Below are 17,950 nucleotides of genomic sequence, written 5' to 3'. Positions count from 1 at the left end.
CTGGGCGAGAACGCTTTCTGTGGCAAGGGGAGTGATACCGCCACGTGCGGTATATATGTACCACCCTGTCCCAGTATTCCTTCACTACGTTGTTCCTTCCAAACCCCCTCAGGAAGAGAACATGCTGGAGAATATCCCCTTACACACCGCTATCGCCCTGCTGTTAAGCCGACTCCATGCTTCGCAGCAGCAGATGATCCACTTGAACGACGCCGTTCCACGCGCCTCGAAGGTGGCGGCGCGGCATCTGGACTATTGGTTCACGAGAACCTTCCCCGCGCTCACGGACAAGGTGACGGTAAAAGAAATACGCGTGTGCCGGCTGCAGGGCGGCGCCAACTCCGAGCACACAGCCGATGGGCCAGCGTTAACACGCACGGCAGTGGAAACCGTCCCCCTCGACACGCTGTTCTGGCGCGCGGTCGCCGGCCAAATGAGTGCTCGCGAGTTCTTTCTCGAATTGGGCAACATCGACATCGTCGTCGAAAAAGACAGCGTCACCGATCGGCCGGTCGCCCTGAACAGCCGTGACGCCAAGGAGCAAATCAAGCGACTGATCGGCATCACCCCAGGGTCATATGAACGACTGTTGGTGCGGGCGCTGGATGACTTCTGGGACCGCCCGCCCGACCGCAGCCAGGACACCCCTGTCAGCGATTGGCTGGCCTATGAGTTCGGTGCGCAGCTCAAGGCACAAGCGGATCTTCACCGGCTGGATCGAACGCTGAGCCTGCCAATGCACAAGGCGATTACCGAGGGTGCGCTGGCGGCACTGGACGCGGCGACTCGCGCCTGGCTCGAGGAACGTGTTCGGCCCGGGGTGTATAGCCTGAGTATCACCCCCGAAGGGTGGGGGTTCGACGTGTTGGTGTCGGGCGTCGTGGTACTGACGCAGCATGACAGTCTCGACGACCCGGGGGGCGCGCTGTTGTACAGGCCGGGCAGGCCGCTGGAGGTGTACAGCGACCTGGCGGCGCTGAAGACTAGCCTGAAAGCTGACAATGACGCGTCGGACGAGGTGGACATCGTCCCCATCGCCGAGGACTTTCTTGCCCGTTTGGTCACGGACCTGCGAACGGCGCAGAAAACAGCCGTGAGCGACGCTTTACTTAGAGGCCCGGCAGCGGGAGAGACCATCACTGCCTGGGTGGCGAGGCTGGATGCCGCGGCGAGCGTCAAGCACAGGCTGGACCTGGCCGCCGCCATGGACGAACGCGAACTACGGCTTAACCTGCAAAGACTCGGCGCCTGGCTGCACGGCAACCCGAACGTTATCGGCAGCGACCGCGTGGCCTGGTGGCGCGCGGTGCAGGATCTGCAAAGCGCCACGGCGGATACACCGCCACCAGACCCGGTGACGCTGGCCACCCCTGAAGCCCTTCACGACCGGACCCGCACACTGCTGGCTGGTTTCATCAGCGAGAAATACCCACCGGTCGATCCGGACGATGTGTCGCTGAATATCAGAAGGCAGTTGATTGACTCACACGCCCCCACAGGCGGGTCGCCGTTTGGCTCCGGGATATCGCAAGGCAGCGTGAGGGGGGTTATCGATGATCGGCGCTCCATGACGCAGTGGGCGATGTCGAACCTGACAGATGACGAACGCAATGCGCCTCAACCTACCGTCGAAGGGCCGCTGAGTTTTGCGCAGATTGTAGAGGTCATTGAGAGGGCCAATATCGGTGCCCGGCTTGCGACCGAGCTGCAGCTCGCAGCCCGGGAGCGCCAGGCAGAATGGATGTCTCTGAAAGCGAAGCAAATGCGGGCCCAAGCATGGGCCGCCCATATCTCGGGCGACTTGAGGCACGACCGCGACAATACCGGGCTGAAACTGGTGCTGGAGGCGCTGGACAACCCAACGGCCGCGGGGCGCGGTAAGGTCAACGGGCACGAAGTGGTCGTTCGTCAGTTGTGCTGGGGCGATAGCGTGTTGAAGGAAGTACTGGCGTTTGGGGTGAAGACGGTGGCGAGCCGACCCTCGCTGACGCTGTACACGCCGGGAGCGCCGGACGGAAAAAACTTCAGGGATGTCGATGCGCAAAACGCTCGTGCATTGGAAACGACCCTGGCGCAGACGCTCACCGCCACCTCGGAAATGACCCGCTGGCTCATTTCGCATCTGCCATTGCAGGAGCAGGCCGAGCAGCTTGACAGCCTGGTACCGAACTCGGAAAACCTGACGTTCGAGCAGAAGATAAAGCAAGTCACCCAGTCCGTGATCGGGTGGGCAAAGGACAGGGCACAGAATGATTTCGCGATGAAAATTTCGTCGCCCGTGGTTGAAGCGAATCTGTTCAGCGTGCTGCATGAAACGCAAATAGCCCATGCGATTAAAACGGCGGACATGCTGACCGTGACGAATGCCGAGCGCGACAGCGCGTCCGCGCGGGAGGGGCGCCGAAACGGCGTCACGCTGCTGACGGGGGCGATGTCGATGTTCCCGGTAGGCCAACTGGGCGGCCTTTTGGGGCGCGCGATCTTGCCGACAATGCTGGGCGGCGCCGCGCTTTCGGCCATAGACGATGCGAGCGGAAGCCTCCGTCAGTGGATGAGTGATTTTATTGGCGGGCTGGGCGAGATCATCGCCGAGGCCGGGCAGGACTTGATCATGGCCCGCGCGGGGCGCCGGGGCCAGGCACGCCCGATGCTATCGTCCTTGCCCCGCATGCCCGACCCAGAGTTGGAGCCCTTTGTTCTCAGAGGGTTTGACGGTAAGGGATTGGTGCCCGAGGGGCGCAACCGGTACAGGGACGCCGGCGGGCAGGGGTATCTGGTGATGCACCAGGGTTTTTACAAAACAGCTGTGCAGGGCGGTGAGCGGATCATTTACGCGCCAGACAACCGATCCAACCAGCGCACGGTGACGTGGGAAAAGGGCGAATGGCGGGTTGAAGAGCGCCAGCGCTTGCGCGGTGGTGGCGCGGTACAAAGCCTGCTCGGTTGGCCCTCCGAGACCCCGCAACAGAGAACCTACAATGCTTTAGTGGAGGGGGTATTGGTCAAGAATCGCAACGCCTCCCCCGAGGCCATCAACACGGCAAAGGGCATTTTTAATTCGATGCCCGAGGTGCTGGCCGAACGCATCCTTAGCGAGAGCATGGCGGATACAGGCGCAGCCGATATAAGTACTTACCGTTCACAGATCCGAGACTTGAGTCGGGGATGGGGCAATATGGCTAGACATAAAGCCGCCCATGGAAAGCTGTTAGACAAGATGAACACTTGGGGCATCGTCGTCCTGAGTTGCATGGACATCGAAGCACAGGTGTCCAACATAGCCCTTACCGACGTCCAGAAAATAAAAATATATGACACGATACTGGCTCATCAAAACATGTTCTTTACCCAAGACACCATCCGGATGAACACGACTATCATCACGGACAATCTTACCGGCGCGGTCTTCATGGCCATCACCCCCAAGACTGGGAAAAAGAGGGCAGCCATCGATAAAATAGCGAAAGACACCCGGGAAATGTTAGTGGCCGTAGAGCGTAAAATGGAGGCCAGGGCAACCGCTCTATTCCCGGGAAATGAGCCGCAAGCAATAGCCGCCAAGCGCAACTACATGGCCTCGACCGACTACTATAACGAACTGATCGATGCACTCAGGGAGGAGAAGCAACGCCGGCATAAACCCGGGCTGCTGACCGAGATAAGGAACCATCGAGTGCCTTACATAATCGCCAATCGGGGCAAGACGCGGCGAAACGTCATGTTGATCACCGAAGAAGAAATCACAAATTTTACGAGTACCCTCTCCAACTACGAGCCGTTCGACATCGACCTTGTTACACAGGCCCGAACTCATCGCGTGACCGCGACCCAGCCAAGCGTCACAACCCCTGTTTTACCTGAGCCATCGCCCGCACCGGACAAGTTCACGGTAGGCACCAGCCTGCTGGCTGAAACGCAGATGGCATACGATAACTTTACCGAGACCGCCAGGACGAAAGTCATGGAGATCATGGACGACATTCGTGCCGGCAGGGTGACCACCAAGAGAATCAACAGGTATTACTGGTATGACATGGCTCGGCTAGACCCAGGCCATGGCAGAGGCGCATGGCGCGCCGCGTTTGAACGCCAGGGCGATACATGGACGCTCCAGGGTTTTTATGATTATCACGCGAACAAACCGGCGACCGTCTGGGGGGGCTGAACAAAGCGAAAGCTGGTGCTTACCTTGATCAGGTTTTACATCGCACAAACTACGCGATTACGCCCACTGGCCTTGGCCTGGTACAACGCCTTGTCCGCGGCGAACAGGAGTTGTTCGAGTTCGCCATACGGCCCTTGGACCCAAGTGGCGATGCCGATGCTGACGGTCAGGGGCGCGCCACCGGCGATAGCCGGTGGCAGTTGTTCCACCGCCTCGCGGATGTGCTGGGCCATGGTGAACGCGCCGGCGGTGGTGGTTTCCGGCAGTACTACCGAGAATTCCTCACCGCCGTAGCGCGCTGCCAGGTCGGCCGGTCGGCGGACGTGCCTGCTGATCAACCGCGCGAGGGTTCGCAAGGCCTCGTCACCGCCCTGGTGCCCATGGCGATCATTGAACGCCTTGAAGTGATCGGCATCAATCATCATGACCGACAGCGGCTGGCCCGAGCGCTGTGCCCGTAGCCATTCCTGTTGCAGTGCTTCGTCCAGGGCCCGGCGGTTGGCCAGGCCTGTTAGCGAGTCGACGGACGCCAGTTGGGCCAATTCCCGCTCCGCAGCGTGGCGGCGTCGTAGTTCACGGCGCAGCAGCCAGGTGAGCCAGAGTAAACCGATGCACAGTGCGCCGGTAGCGCCGCTGACCAGCAGTGCTGTACGTTGCCATGAAGCAAAGACCTCCTGGGTCGAGAGCGCGACCACCACGATCAACGGCAAGTTGCCCACTTGGGAAAAGGTGTACAGGCGCGTCGTCTGGTCCTGGCCAGACACGCTGGTGAAACTACCATTGCCTTCGCGCAGGATGCGTACGAAGTTCGGTCGGTTACTGAAGTCCTTGCCTGTCAGGTCTTCGGCCAAGGGCGGTTCTTGCGCCAGGAGAATACCGTCTCGGCTGACCAGATTGACCGTGCCGCCATGACCGATGTTCAGGCTCTTGAACAATTGGTTGAAGTAGTTCAAGCGCATTGCTGCCTCGGCCACGCCTATGAACTCACCCTGTTCATCGCTCAGCCGACGGCTGAAACTGATGCGCCAGTCCTGCGCGTGGCTCCTGGACCGAAACGGGCGGCTGATCATCATGTCCAGGCTCGGGTTCTGGACATGGGATTGGAAATACTCCCGATCGGCATAATTGCCTTTGCGCGGTTCGATCGAGGCGGAGTCAGCGATCACATCGCCGTGTTTGTCGAGCAGCAGGATGTCGCCTTTGTAGGGCGCGGCGGTGGCGCGATCGAACAGCGCCAGATGGCGAATCGTTGGCGAAACGTCTTTCAGATCATCGCGCTTGGCGGCGGCGACCAGACCTTGCAGCGACAGATCGTAGAGCTCCACGTTGCGCAGCACATCGGCATCGATCAGTTGCACGATATTGGTCGCCGCACGCGTCGCTGCCTGTTGGGCGGCGGCGTGTTCACGAATCAGCAGGAAGGTCACGATGCCCAGAATGGCAACGACAACCAGCGAGCTGGCCAGTACGAGTACCCATTCTGAACGTCTGGAAAGCGGGGTGTTGCCGGGTGTCGCACTGCGCGCGCTCATGGTTCCGATGTCTGCATTGTCATGTGGCTGGGATCCGTCCCAAAGGATTGCAAACCGGCAATGAACCAGATGCTGGCCTTTTGCTGATTGTGCTTGGATCGGTGGAGGCGGGCAATCAGTGTTTGTGCAATAAGCCGGTGGGAGCTGCCGAAGGTTGCGATCTGTTGATTTTGATCGAGCTGGCTTTCGCCCAGCATTCAATTCGGGAAAAGATCGAATCCTATGGAGGGCTTCAGGCCGGCAAGCGGATCCCGAACGTGTTGGCGCCCTGGTCGCTGTGCACGAACACATCCCCACCATGCATCAGTGCAATCGCCTTGACGATGGCCAATCCCAGCCCATGGTTGGCGCCGCTGTTGCTGCGCGAGGCGTCGACGCGATAGAACCGTTCGAACAGGCGCGGCAGATGCTCGCCGGCAATCGGTTCGCCGGGGTTGGTGACGGCAAGGCAGATCTGGTCGCCAAGGGCTTCGATGCGCACGTCGATCACTTGCCCTGGCGCGGTGTGTTGTACGGCGTTGCTCAACAGGTTGATCAGTGCTCGACGCAGGTGGGCGATCTCGATGTTGGCCTGGGCGTCGCCGCTGACCCGGACCTGGACCTGGGCGTCTTCGAGAATGAAGTCCAGGTAGTCAAGGGTGGTCGCCACTTCGCCGGCCAGGGAGGTGCTGGTCAGCTTGGTGGCCTTGCTACCCTGGTCGGCGCTGGCCAGGAACAGCATGTCGTTGATGATCGAGCGCAGCCGTTCCAATTCTTCGAGGTTTGACTGCAACACTTCGAAGTAATGCTCGGCCGAGCGTCCGCGGGTCAGGGCTACTTGGGTCTGGCCGATCAGGTTGGTCAGGGGCGAGCGCAGTTCATGGGCGACGTCGGCGTTGAACGATTCCAGGCGCGAGTAAGCCTGTTCGACCCGGTCGAGGGTGGCGTTGAAGGAACTGACGAACTGGCTCAGCTCCGGCGGCAAGGGCGATAGCTGCAAGCGTCCGGACAGGCGGGGCGGGGCCAGGCGCCGAGCCTCATCGGACAGCTTGATCAGCGGCTTGAGGCCGATACGCGCGACCCAGTAGCCCAGCAATGAAGCCAGGATCACACCGACGATCGCCAGGCTCACCAGCGCCACCAACAGGCGATGCTGGGTCTGGTAGAAGGTCTCGGTGTCGATGCCGATCATGAAGCGTAGCGATGGGCGCAGGTCCTTGGCCGGGAATTGGCTCACCAGCACTTTCATCGGGTAGTGCCGGTGGGGCAACGTCAGGTCGCGTTTGCCCAGGGGGCCTTGGGCAAAGGTACGGATCTGCGCATCGGGATCGCCGTATTCAAAGCGCGGATCGTCACTGACGATCCAGAAATGGATGCGCTTGTCTTCTTCACCGAGCAATCGCAGCTTGTTGTTGATCTTCACCCAGTGTTCAGGCGTGCCGTAGCGGCCGACCGTGGACTCCAGGACGCTGTAGCGGGCATCGAGTTCGGCTTCGGGCAGCAGCCCCAGGCCCTTGGCGACCTGTTGGTACAAGGCACCCCCGATCAACAGGAACACCAACGCCGCCACCAGCGTGAACATGGCGCTCAGGCGCAGGGCGATGCTGTCAGGGAAGCTCATCACTGCGACTCTCCAGCACATAGCCCATGCCGCGGATGGTGTGCAGCAACTTCTGTTCGAATGGCCCATCGAGCTTGGCCCGCAAGCGTTTGATCGCCACTTCCACCACGTTGGCGTCACTGTCGAAGTTGATGTCCCAGACCATTTCGGCAATGGCGGTTTTCGACAGGATTTCGCCCTGGCGACGGGCCAGGACGCTGAGCAGGGAGAATTCCTTGGCCGTCAGGTCCAGGCGCTGGCCGGCACGGGTGGCCTTGCGGCTGATCAGGTCGATCCACAGGTCGGCGATGCTCACCTGCACCGGTTCATGACCACCGCTGCGGCGGGTCAGGGCTTGCAGGCGAGCGACCAGTTCCAGGAACGAGAAGGGCTTGCCCAGGTAATCATCGGCACCGTCGCGCAGCCCCTTGATGCGGTCCTCGACCCGTTCCCGGGCGGTGAGCATGATCACCGGTGTCTGCTTGCGGGCGCGCAAGGCCCGCAGTACGCCGAAGCCGTCCAGGCCCGGCAGCATCACGTCGAGCACGATCACCGCATAGTCGGTTTCCAGGGCCAGGTGCAGCCCCTCGATGCCGTCCGGCGCCACGTCCACGGTGTAGCCCTGTTCGGTCAGGCCGCGGTGCAGGTAGTCCGCGGTTTTTTCTTCGTCTTCGATAATCAGAACGCGCATGGCCTCGCCTCAGTGGTCTGTGCTCGCCAGCGCCGCCGTCGGCGCCGTCGGCGCCGACCCTGGCTGATGGGCGGGCCGATGGAACAGTCGCTCCAGCCACAAGTATATGACCGGTGTGGTGAACAGCGTCAGCGCCTGGCTCACCAGCAGGCCGCCCACTACCGCGATGCCCAGGGGCTGGCGCAGCTCTGCGCCGGGGCCATAGCCGAGCATCAGCGGCAAGGCACCGAGCAGCGCGGCCAGGGTGGTCATCATGATCGGACGGAAGCGTGTCAGGCACGCCTGGAAAATCGCTTCCTGGGGCGCGAGTCCTCTGTTGCGCTGGGCGTCGAGGGCGAAGTCGATCATCAGGATGCCGTTCTTCTTGACGATCCCGATCAGCAGCACCAGCCCGATCAGCGCCATGATCGAAAAGTCCTGGCCCAGCAGCCAGAGCATGATCAGCGCGCCGAGGCCGGCGGAGGGCAGGGTGGAGATGATCGTCAACGGGTGCACGAAACTCTCGTAGAGCACGCCGAGGATGATGTACACGGCCACCAGCGCGGCGAGGATCAGCCATGGCTGGCTGGCCAGGGAGCTCTGGAAGGCCTGGGCTGCGCCCTGGAAGCTGCCGGTGATGGCCGCCGGCATGCCGATTTCGTTCTTCGCCTGGTCGAGCAGGCGCACCGCGTCCCCCAGGGCCACGCCTGGTGCCAGGTTGAATGACAGGTTGGCGGCCGGGAACATGCCGTCGTGAGCAATCGACAGCGGGCCGTTGCTCGGCGCATCGAAGCGGGCCAGGGCCGAGAGCGGCACCATTTCCCCGCTCAGGGGCGAACGCAGGTAGAAATACGCCAGGCTTTCGGCCTTGCCTCGTTGCTGGGCGTCGAGCTCCAGGATCACGTTGTACTGGTTGGTCTCGGTCTGGAATTCATTGATCTGGCGCTGGCCGAAGGCGTCGTATAGAGCCTGGTCGACATCGGTGGCGGTGAGGCCGAAACGTGCCGCCGCGCTGCGGTCGATGTTGATGTGGGTAATGCTGCCGCCCAGTTGCAGGTCGTTGGAGATGTCACGAAACGCCGGGTTGCCGCGCAGCTTGTCGGTGAGTTTTTGTGTCCAGGCGTTCAGGCTCGGCCCATCGTTGCTCTTGAGCACGTATTGATACTGGGCGCGACTGGGGCCGGAACTGAGGTTGATGTCCTGTCCGGCCCTGAGGTACAGCACCACGCCGGGGATTTTCAGTAATTGCGGGCGGATCCGGTCGATGAAGCCGCTGGCCGACACGTCACGCTCGCCCCGGGGCTTGAGGGCGATCCAGAAGCGGCCGTTGGCGATGGTCTGGTTGTTGCCCGAGACGCCGACGGAGTGGGAGAAGGTCTGTACCGCCGGGTCGGCGGCGACGATTTCGGCCAGGGCCTTGTGCTTGGCCACCATGTCCGGGAATGACACATCGGCGGCAGCTTCGCTGGTGCCCAGCACCAGGCCGGTGTCCTGTACCGGGAAGAACCCCTTGGGAATGAACACGTAGCCCACCACCGCCAATGCCAGGGTCAGGCCGAACACACCGATCATCAGTTTTTGATGGGCCAGGGCCCGACGCAGGCCGTGCTCGTACCAGCTCAGCAGGCGCTCGCCGAAACCTGGCGCGCCGTGGGCATGGTGCACCGGAGCGCGCATGAACAGCGCGGCCAGGGTCGGCGCCAACGTGAGCGACACCACCACTGAAATCAGGATGGTCGAGGTGGCGGTCAGGGCGAACTCCTTGAACAGGCGCCCGACCACGCCGCCCATGAACAGCAACGGAATGAACGCCGCTATCAACGAGAAACTGATGGAGACTACGGTGAAGCCGATTTCGCCAGCGCCCTTGATCGCCGCTTCGCGCATGCCGTCTCCGGCCTCCAGGTGCCGGTGGATGTTCTCCACCACCACGATCGCATCGTCCACCACGAACCCCACCGAAATGACGATCGCCACCAGGGTCAGGTTGTTCAGGCTGAAGCCCATCACGTACATCAACGCGAAACTGGCGGTCAGCGACACCCCCAGCACCGCCGAGACAATCAGGGTCGCCGAGAGCTGGCGCAGGAACAACGCCATCACCGCGACCACCAGCAGCACCGCGATCAGCAAGGTGATTTCCACTTCATGCAACGAGGCGCGGATGGTCTGGGTGCGGTCGATCAGGACCTTGACCTGCACTGCGGCGGGCAACATGGCTTGCAGGGTGGGCAGGGCCGCCTGGATGCGGTCGACGGTCTCGACGATGTTCGCCCCCGGCTGCCGGAAGATCACCAGGTTGACCCCTGGTTCGTTGTCGGCCCAGGCCTGGACGTAGGCGTTTTCCGAGCCGTTGACGACCTTGGCGATGTCCTTGAGGTGAACCGGTGCCCCGTCCTTGTAGGACACGATCAGCTCACCGTACTCCTCAGGTTGGAACAGCTGGTCGTTGGTGGACAGGGTGGAAACGCTCGATTCGCCGTACAGGGCGCCCTTGGCCAGGTTGAGGCTGGCCTGCTGGAGCGCCAGGCGGATGTCCGCCAGGGTCAGGCCGATGGCGGCGAGTCGGTCAGCCGAGGCCTGGACCCGGATCGCCGGACGTTGCTGGCCGGTAATGTAGATTTGCCCTACACCATCGATCTGGCTGATCTGACGCGAGAGCAGGGTCTCGACGTAGTCGCTCAGCTCGGTGCCGGGCATCAGGGTGGAACTGATGCTGAGGATCAGCACCGGGCTGTCGGCGGGGTTGACCTTGCGCCAGGTCGGCAGGTTCGGCATGTCGTTGGGCAGTTTGCCGGCGGCGGTGTTGATCGCCGCCTGCACTTCCTGGGCGGCGGTGTCGATGCTTTTATCGAGGCTGAATTGCAGGATCAGGTTGGTCGAGCCCAGGGCGCTGCTGGAGGTCATCTGGGTGATGCCGGGGATGGCACTGAATTGCACTTCCAGCGGTGTGGCCACCGACGAGGCCATGGTTTCGGGACTGGCCCCCGGCAACTGCGCGTTGACCTGGATGGTCGGGAATTCCGCCTCCGGCAACGGCGCGACGGGCAGGCGAGGAAACGCGATCACCCCCAGCAGGACCAGGGCAAACGTCAGCAGCACCGTGGCGATGGGGTGGTCGATGCACCACGCCGAAACCGAGCCGCGGCCCTTCATGGTTGCGGCTCCGCGGTCTTGGCCAGGGCGGGCGGATCACTGAGCACCTGGATGTGGCTGCCAGGCTTGAGCCGTGACTGACCGTCGCTCACCAGTTGGTCGCCGGCGTTCACGCCCTTGATGATGTGCATGTCGCTGTCCTGGTAAACCATCACCACCGGCACGCTCTCGACCTTGTCGCCCTTGATCCGGTACACGAAGTGTTGCTCCAGCCCGCGCTGGACCACGGTGGGAGGCACCACCAGGGCGTCCTTGTCGAGGGCGGTCTGGATCTTCAGCGTCACCAGTTGCCCGGGCCACAGCCGTTGCGCGGCGTTGTTGAATTCAGCCTTGGCCCGCAGGGTCCCGGTGTTGGTGTTGATCTGGTTGTCGATAAGACTCAGGCGCCCCTCGCCCAGCAACTCCCCGGTGGCACCATCGGCACCGATGTAGGCCTTGACCAAGGCTTGCTCGGGCGCCGCGATCAACCGTTGCAAGGTGGGCAGCATCTGCTGGGGCAGGGAGAACTCCACTGCGATCGGATCGATCTGGGTCACCGTGAACAGGCCTTCGGTGTCGCTGGTGCGCAGGAAGTTGCCTTCATCCACGTTACGAATGCCGACACGCCCGCTCACCGGGGAGCGGATCTGGGTGTAGGAAAGTTGCACCTGCGCCGAGTCGATGGCCGCCTGGTTGCCCTGGGCGGTGGCCTTGAGCTGGTTGACCAGCGCCTGTTGCTGGTCATAGGTCTGTTTCGATACGCCGTCATCGACGCTGAGTAATTTGTAGCGCTTGAGATTGACCTGGGCCACGGCGAGCTGCGCCTGGCTCTCGCCGAGTTGGGCCCGGGCCTGGTCGAGGCTGGCGCGGATCGAACGATCGTCGATGGTCGCCAACAGGTCCCCCTTCTTGACCAACTGTCCTTCCTTGACCAACAACCGGGTGAGGATGCCGTCGATCTGCGGCCGGATGACCACGCTGTGCAGCGACAGGACCGTGCCGATGCCGCTGGCAAAGCGCGGTACGTCTTTTTGCACCACGCTGACGGCCCGTACCGGAACAGCGGCGGGAGCGCTGGGCTTGGCGGTCACGGGCTTGAGCACAAACCAGAGGACAAGGGCCGCCAGGGCGACCAACAGCACGACGAGCAGGACAGTTTTCTTCTGGGTGTGCATGGATATGAAAGGCCGGTTCGGGACACAGGAGTTGGAGCTTTCTTATATAGCGTTACGAGCCGGTCAGGAAGGTGACGGCTAACTGTCAGGCTTGTCAGTTTTGTCCCGGCTTGCTGTCAGATGAATGGTTGTGCTGGATGAAACTGCCCTGCGCGCTGTGATATCGGCCAGGTATACTGCCGCCTTTCGCGGCTCGCTCTTCGGGCCCGACTGGCATGCATGACCCGGAGCCCTACATGAATTCCCCGACATCTTCGCCTGCGGACGAACTCCCTGGCGGCGAACAGGCCGATTTGTCCCACAGCGATGTTTCCAGCGCCGAGGACGTCAAAGCGCCGATTCCGGCCTTCAAATTCCCGTTCAAACCTGGTGAGCTGGCTGCGGCCAAGGGTGCCGGGCAACAGCCGTGGTACAAGAACGGCGCGAAGAATGGTCATACCAAGACCCCGGGCGCTGCGCCTCCCGGCACGCGTCGTTCGATGGGCAAGCGCTGAAATCATCCTTCTTCACGCACGGGGTGATCTCAGTTCGCGACCCGTGCGCCAGCCAGCTTTCCACTCAATTCGTAAGCCGCCAGCTCAGACTGGTGCGCCGCGAGGATTTCCGGCAACGAGCCTCGCAGGTACTCGACCCAGGTCTTGATCTTCGCATCCAGGTATTGGCGCGACGGGTAGATGGCATAGAGGTTCAGTTCCTGGGAGCGGTAGTTGGGCATGACCCGCACCAGCGTGCCGTTGCGCAAGCCTTCGATGGCGGCGTACACCGGCAGTACCCCCACGCCCATGCCGCTGGTGATCGCGGTTTTCATCGCGTCGGCGGAATTGACCAGGAACGGTGAGCTGTTGATGGTGACCATCTCCTGGCCTTCCGGGCCGTCGAACACCCATTTTTCCAGCGGAATGACCGGGCTGACCAGGCGCAGGCAGGCGTGGTTGAGCAGGTCGCTGGGTTTTTGCGGGCAGCCGCTGGCTTTCACGTAGGCGGGCGACGCGCAGACGATGCTGTAGGTAATCCCCAGGCGCTGGGAGACAAAACCCGAATCCGGCAGCTCGCTGGCGAGCACGATGGAGACGTCATAGCCCTCGTCGAGGATGTCCGGCACCCGGTTGGCCAGGGTCAGGTCGAAGGTCACATCCGGATGCGTCTTGCGGTAACGGGCGATGGCGTCGATCACGAAATGCTGGCCGATGCCGGTCATCGTGTGGACCTTCAACTGCCCGGCCGGTCGCGCGTGGGCATCGCTGGCCTCGGCTTCCGCTTCTTCGACATAAGCCAGGATCTGCTCGCAACGCAACAAGTAGCGTTTACCCGCCTCGGTCAGGGCGATCCGGCGAGTGGTACGGTTGAGCAGGCGGGTTTGCAGGTGGGCTTCCAGATTGGAAACCGCACGCGAGACGTTGGCTGTGGTGGTATCCAGTTGCACGGCGGCGGCGGTGAAACTGCCGGCTTCGGCAACACAGCTGAACGCGCGCATGTTTTGCAAGGTGTCCATGGAGGGCTCTCTTGGGAGGTGGCAAATTGTGACACGAAGTTACAGAGCTGCGGGACCCGACTAATGGATTATCGCGTTAACGGTAACAAAGATTCACAGAAAGGTCGGCTTATCGCCGGGGAGGGCGATGCCTAGAATTGCCGCCAATCCTGGACCTATTGACTCCTTGTGGGAGCGAGCCTGCTCGCGATGGGGGCACCACATCCACCTTCGATGTGTCTGGCCGGACGCCATCGCGAGCAGGCTCGCTCCCACAAGTGTGTTACCAGGCATGCATCCTCATGATCGCTTCATGCCTCTCCATCTCAGGAATTTTGCGCAAGTGCCGCGTTGCATCAGCAGAGAGCTGAAGACTCTCAGTGTTTGGGTTCTGACATTAACCATCAGCGGTTGCATCGGGACAGGAGGGATTGGGCCGCAAAGCCAGGTGTTACCGGCCAACCAATTGGCTACCGATGCGGCCATCCGCGATGCCGCCCGCGATGCCCACTGGCCTACCCACCAGTGGTGGAACGCCTATGGCGACCCGCAGTTGAATCGCTGGATCGACCTGGCCGTGCAAGGTAGCCCGAGCCTGGCCATGGCCGCTGCCCGGGTACGCCAGGCCAAGGCCTTGGCCGGCGTGGTCGAGGCCGCCGAGTCGCTGCAGATCAATGGCCAGGCGACCCTCAAGCGTCACAACTGGCCCACCGATCAGTTCTATGGCCCGGGCGAGCTCGCCGACACCACCACCTGGGACAACAACGCCGGCCTGGGCTTGAGTTACGCCCTGGACCTGTGGGGGCGCGAGCGTAATGCCAGTGAACGGGCGGTGGACCTGGCCCATGTCAGTGTCGCTGAGGCGCGGCAGGCGCAACTGGAATTGCAGAGCAACATCGTGCGCGCATACATCCAGTTTTCGTTGCACTACGCCCAGCGCGATATCGTCGCCGCGACCCTCCATCAACAAGAGCAGATTCTAGAGCTGGCGCAAAAGCGCCTGGATGGCGGCATCGGCACCCATTTCGAAGTCAGCCAGGCCCAGGCGCCGTTGCCTGAGACCCATCGCCAACTCGACGCCCTGGACGAAGCCATTGCCTTGAGCCGCAATCAGTTGGCGGCACTGGCGGGCAAGGGACCGGGAGCGGGCGGCCAGTTGCAACGACCCACCCTGGCCCTCGGCGCACCTTTGAAGTTGCCGTCGGCCTTGCCCGCCGAGCTGCTCGGCCAGCGTCCGGATGTGGTGGCCGGGCGTTGGCAAGTGGCAGCTCAGGCGCGGGGTATCGATGTGGCTCGCGCCGGTTTTTATCCCAACGTCGACCTGGTGGGCAGCATCGGCTACATGGCCACCGGCGGCGGGGCGCTGGAGTTCTTGACCGGCAAGAAGCTCACCTACAACGTCGGGCCGGCGATCACGTTGCCGATCTTCGACGGTGGGCGCTTGCGTTCGCAGTTGGGCGAGGCGGCGGCCGGCTATGACATCGCCGTGGCCCACTACAACCAGACACTGGTGAATGCCCTCAAGGGGATTTCCGATCAGTTGATCCGGCGTGAATCGATGGACAAGCAACAAGCCTTCGCCGCTGAATCGGTGGCGGCCGCCCAGCGCACTTACGATATTGCGCTGGTGGCGTTCCAGCGCGGGCTGACGGATTACCTCAACGTGCTCAACGCCCAAAGCCTGTTGTTCAAGCAGCAACAGGTGCAACAGCAGGTGCAGGCGGCGCGCTTGAGTGCCCATGCCGACCTGGTGACGGCGTTGGGCGGGGGGCTGGAAGCCGGTAACGATTCCCCCGACTTGAGCCATGCAGAGTAGTTCTATTGTGATGTCTTTACTCGCTCCTGCCCGCCGGCTCTATCGCCTCGAGTGGCGCCGTGGTTTCTTCGACTGGGCCCGCAGCGACGGGGTGACCTGGGTCTATATCTTCAAGGTCCTGTTTGCTGCGTTTTTGACCTTGTGGCTGGCGATGCGCCTGGAACTGCCCCAACCGCGCACGGCCATGATCACCGTATTCATTGTCATGCAGCCCCAGAGCGGGCAGGTGTTCGCCAAGAGCTTCTATCGCTTGCTCGGTACCCTGGCCGGCTCGGCGGTGATGGTGGCGTTGATCGCCTTGTTTGCCCAGAACACCGAGCCGTTTCTCGGTTGCCTGGCGATCTGGGTTGGCCTCTGTTCGGCGGGGGCGGCGCGTTACCGCAACTTCCGGGCCTACGGTTTTGTGCTGGCCGGCTACACCGCGGCGATGATCGGCCTGCCAGCCCTGGCCCATCCGGAAGGCGCGTTCATGGCGGCGGTCTGGCGGGTGCTGGAGATATCCCTGGGAATTCTCTGCGCTACCCTGGTCAGCGCCGCGATCCTGCCGCAAACCGCCAGCGCCGCCATGCGCAATGCCTTGTACCAGCGCTTTGGGGTATTTGCCCTGTTCGTGACCGATGGCCTGCGTGGGCGCAGCCAGCGGGAGGCCTTCGAGGCGCGTAACGTGGGCTTCATCGCTGAAGCCGTCGGCCTGGAAAGCCTGCGCAGCGTGACCGTGTTCGAAGACCCGCACATGCGTCGGCGCAATGGCCGGCTCAGTCGTTTGAACAGCGAGTTCATGGGCGTCACCACCCGCTTCAACGCCTTGCACCAATTACTCGAACGCTTGCGCGGCAGTGCGGCGGATCACGTGGTCAACGCCATCAAGCCGGGTTTGCAAACCTTGGCTGAACTGCTCGACGGCTTCAGTGGCCGCGCCCTGACCGACGCCGATGCGGCCCGTCTGGCGGTGGCGCTGGCCGACTATAAGGCCGAACTGCCGGCCCAGGTACGACGGCTGCGAGCGTTGTTCCAGGAAACGGAACCCAGTGATGGGCAGCAGTTGGATTTCCATACCGCCTACGAGCTGCTTTATCGCTTCGTCGACGATCTGCATGGCTATGCCCTGACCCATGCATCCCTGGCCGATCATCGCCACGAACGTGAGCGCTGGGACGAACCATTCGTGCCGCAGACCAACTGGTTGGCTGCCACGGCATCGGGTATTCGTGCCGCCTTCATCCTGTTGGTGCTGGGTAGTTACTGGGTCGCCACGGCTTGGCCGAGCGGCGCGACCATGACGATGATCGCCGCCGCCACGGTGGGCTTGTCGGCCGCGACGCCCAACCCCAAGCGCATGGCGTTCCAGATGGCCTGCGGCACGTTGTTCGGGGCGTTGATCGGCTTCGTCGAGATGTTTTTCATCTTCCCGTTGATCGATGGCTTCCCGTTGCTTTGCGTGATGCTGGCGCCAGTGATCATGCTCGGTTCGTTCCTCAGTTCCAGGCCGCAATACGCCGGAGTCGGGCTGGGGCTGCTGATCTTTTTCAGCACCGGTTCGGTGCCGGACAACCTGACGGTCTACAACCCCTACGCGTTCATCAACGACTACATCGCGATGATCCTCGGCATGCTGGTATGTGCGGCGGCTGGGGCAATCATCCTGCCGCCCAACAGCCGCTGGTTGTGGCGCCGGTTGGAGCAGGACCTGCGCGAGCAAGTGGTGTTTGCCATCAGCGGCAAGCTCAAGGGCCTGGCGTCGAGCTTCGAAAGCGGTACCCGCGACTTGCTGCACCAAGCCTACGGGCTGGCGGCGGGGCAGCCCCAGGTGCAACGGGGATTGCTGCGCTGGATGTTCGTGGTGCTGGAGGTTGGCCACGCGATTATCGAGTTGCGCAAGGAGCAGGCGATTTTGCCCGTGCATCCGGCTTATGCCGAAAGCCAGCCGTGGCGCCAGGCGATCCGCGTGATGGGGCGGGCACTGGTGCGGCTGTTCCGCCAGCCGAGCCAGAGCAATCTGGAGCGTGCCCTGGTGGCAGTGGATCACGCCATCAGCCGTGTGCAGGCCACCGACGAACCCTTCGCTCCGCATTTCGACACCTCGGCCCTGCGTCGGGTGAAAAGCTACCTGCATTTCATCCGTACCTCGCTGCTCGACCCGCAATCGCCATTGGCCGGCTATGCCATGCCGCCTGCCACACCGCTGTCCCAGGAACCTGAACATGCCCCGTGAGATCGCCTTCCATGGCGTGTACATGCCCACCATGACCTTGATGTTCTTCATCGCCGCCGCTCTGGCCTGGGCGTTGGACCGCTTCCTGTCGGGGCTGGACCTGTACCGCTTCTTCTGGCACCCGGCGTTGCTGCGCCTGAGTCTGTTTACCTGCCTGTTCGGCGCGCTGGCGCTGACGGTCTACCGTTGAGATCG

Annotated in this window: 11 protein-coding genes; 5 read left to right on the top strand and 6 right to left on the bottom strand. The window is 62.4% G+C overall.

All coding sequences use genetic code 11. The features are described 5' to 3' along the window. Positions 1-121 precede the first annotated feature (121 nt). The gene (locus tag DTP52_RS19460; RefSeq protein ID WP_109754806.1) at positions 122-4,165 is read left to right on the top strand and encodes a dermonecrotic toxin domain-containing protein; all 4,044 of its coding nucleotides are present in this window, start codon (positions 122-124) and stop codon (positions 4,163-4,165) included. 35 nt (positions 4,166-4,200) lie between these two features. Here the strand turns inward: DTP52_RS19460 and DTP52_RS19455 are convergent, their stop codons facing one another. The 5 genes from DTP52_RS19455 to DTP52_RS19430 form a co-directional block, all read right to left on the bottom strand. Beyond that, positions 4,201-5,697 carry a sensor domain-containing diguanylate cyclase gene (locus tag DTP52_RS19455; protein ID WP_109754805.1) on the bottom strand — a complete coding sequence of 499 codons (1,497 nt, stop codon included), beginning with the start codon at positions 5,695-5,697 and terminating at the stop codon, positions 4,201-4,203. A gap of 232 nt (positions 5,698-5,929) precedes the next feature. Next, the gene (locus tag DTP52_RS19445) at positions 5,930-7,297 is read right to left on the bottom strand and encodes a heavy metal sensor histidine kinase (RefSeq protein WP_109754803.1); all 1,368 of its coding nucleotides are present in this window, start codon (positions 7,295-7,297) and stop codon (positions 5,930-5,932) included. Next, positions 7,284-7,967 (bottom strand): heavy metal response regulator transcription factor, encoded by a 684-nt coding sequence (locus DTP52_RS19440; protein WP_109754802.1) that lies wholly within the window; start codon positions 7,965-7,967, stop codon positions 7,284-7,286. Before DTP52_RS19440 ends, DTP52_RS19445 begins: the two co-directional genes overlap by 14 nt. Positions 7,968-7,976: 9 nt before the next feature. Beyond that, the gene (locus DTP52_RS19435; protein ID WP_109754801.1) at positions 7,977-11,102 is read right to left on the bottom strand and encodes a multidrug efflux RND transporter permease subunit; all 3,126 of its coding nucleotides are present in this window, start codon (positions 11,100-11,102) and stop codon (positions 7,977-7,979) included. Next, positions 11,099-12,256: an efflux RND transporter periplasmic adaptor subunit gene (locus DTP52_RS19430; RefSeq protein ID WP_109754800.1), complete on the bottom strand. Its 1,158-nt coding sequence runs from the start codon at positions 12,254-12,256 to the stop codon at positions 11,099-11,101. Before DTP52_RS19430 ends, DTP52_RS19435 begins: the two co-directional genes overlap by 4 nt. Positions 12,257-12,492: 236 nt before the next feature. Here DTP52_RS19430 and DTP52_RS19425 point away from each other — a divergent pair, with 236 nt between their 5' ends. After that, complete coding sequence (locus DTP52_RS19425) at positions 12,493-12,750, top strand: hypothetical protein (protein WP_109754799.1); 258 nt, start codon at positions 12,493-12,495, stop codon at positions 12,748-12,750. 29 nt (positions 12,751-12,779) lie between these two features. Here the strand turns inward: DTP52_RS19425 and DTP52_RS19420 are convergent, their stop codons facing one another. Beyond that, positions 12,780-13,748, bottom strand: a complete 969-nt coding sequence (locus DTP52_RS19420; RefSeq protein WP_109754798.1) for a LysR family transcriptional regulator — start codon at positions 13,746-13,748, stop codon at positions 12,780-12,782. Between the two features lie 322 nt (positions 13,749-14,070). On the opposite strand from DTP52_RS19420, the gene DTP52_RS19415 reads away from it, so the two are divergent. Genes DTP52_RS19415 through DTP52_RS19405 form a run of 3 tightly spaced genes read left to right on the top strand, consistent with a single transcriptional unit; the run spans position 14,071 to position 17,945 of the window. After that, positions 14,071-15,543, top strand: coding sequence for an efflux transporter outer membrane subunit (locus DTP52_RS19415; RefSeq protein WP_109754797.1), 1,473 nt, complete (start codon positions 14,071-14,073; stop codon positions 15,541-15,543). A 7-nt stretch (positions 15,544-15,550) separates the two neighbouring features. Continuing rightward, a complete protein-coding gene (locus tag DTP52_RS19410) occupies positions 15,551-17,755 on the top strand; it encodes an FUSC family protein (RefSeq protein WP_109754938.1) in 2,205 nt (734 codons plus the stop codon). Beyond that, positions 17,745-17,945: a DUF1656 domain-containing protein gene (locus DTP52_RS19405; RefSeq protein ID WP_024617598.1), complete on the top strand. Its 201-nt coding sequence runs from the start codon at positions 17,745-17,747 to the stop codon at positions 17,943-17,945. The genes DTP52_RS19410 and DTP52_RS19405 overlap by 11 nt, the downstream gene beginning before the upstream one ends. The last annotated feature ends 5 nt before the right edge of the window (positions 17,946-17,950 follow it).

Source organism: Pseudomonas sp. 43mfcvi1.1 (genome assembly GCF_900115935.1).
In the GTDB taxonomy this organism is placed as follows: Bacteria; Pseudomonadota; Gammaproteobacteria; order Pseudomonadales; family Pseudomonadaceae; genus Aquipseudomonas; species Aquipseudomonas bijieensis.
This window is presented reverse-complemented; position numbering and strand designations above follow the sequence as displayed.

What these genes read in the sequence shown, in the direction of transcription:
- DTP52_RS19460 (WP_109754806.1), top strand. Translation starts at nt 122, where the DNA reads ATGCTGGAGAATATCCCCTTACACACCGCTATCGCCCTGCTGTTAAGC.
- DTP52_RS19455 (WP_109754805.1), bottom strand. Translation starts at nt 5,697, where the DNA reads ATGAGCGCGCGCAGTGCGACACCCGGCAACACCCCGCTTTCCAGACGT.
- DTP52_RS19445 (WP_109754803.1), bottom strand. Translation starts at nt 7,297, where the DNA reads ATGAGCTTCCCTGACAGCATCGCCCTGCGCCTGAGCGCCATGTTCACG.
- DTP52_RS19440 (WP_109754802.1), bottom strand. Translation starts at nt 7,967, where the DNA reads ATGCGCGTTCTGATTATCGAAGACGAAGAAAAAACCGCGGACTACCTG.
- DTP52_RS19435 (WP_109754801.1), bottom strand. Translation starts at nt 11,102, where the DNA reads ATGAAGGGCCGCGGCTCGGTTTCGGCGTGGTGCATCGACCACCCCATC.
- DTP52_RS19430 (WP_109754800.1), bottom strand. Translation starts at nt 12,256, where the DNA reads ATGCACACCCAGAAGAAAACTGTCCTGCTCGTCGTGCTGTTGGTCGCC.
- DTP52_RS19425 (WP_109754799.1), top strand. Translation starts at nt 12,493, where the DNA reads ATGAATTCCCCGACATCTTCGCCTGCGGACGAACTCCCTGGCGGCGAA.
- DTP52_RS19420 (WP_109754798.1), bottom strand. Translation starts at nt 13,748, where the DNA reads ATGGACACCTTGCAAAACATGCGCGCGTTCAGCTGTGTTGCCGAAGCC.
- DTP52_RS19405 (WP_024617598.1), top strand. Translation starts at nt 17,745, where the DNA reads ATGCCCCGTGAGATCGCCTTCCATGGCGTGTACATGCCCACCATGACC.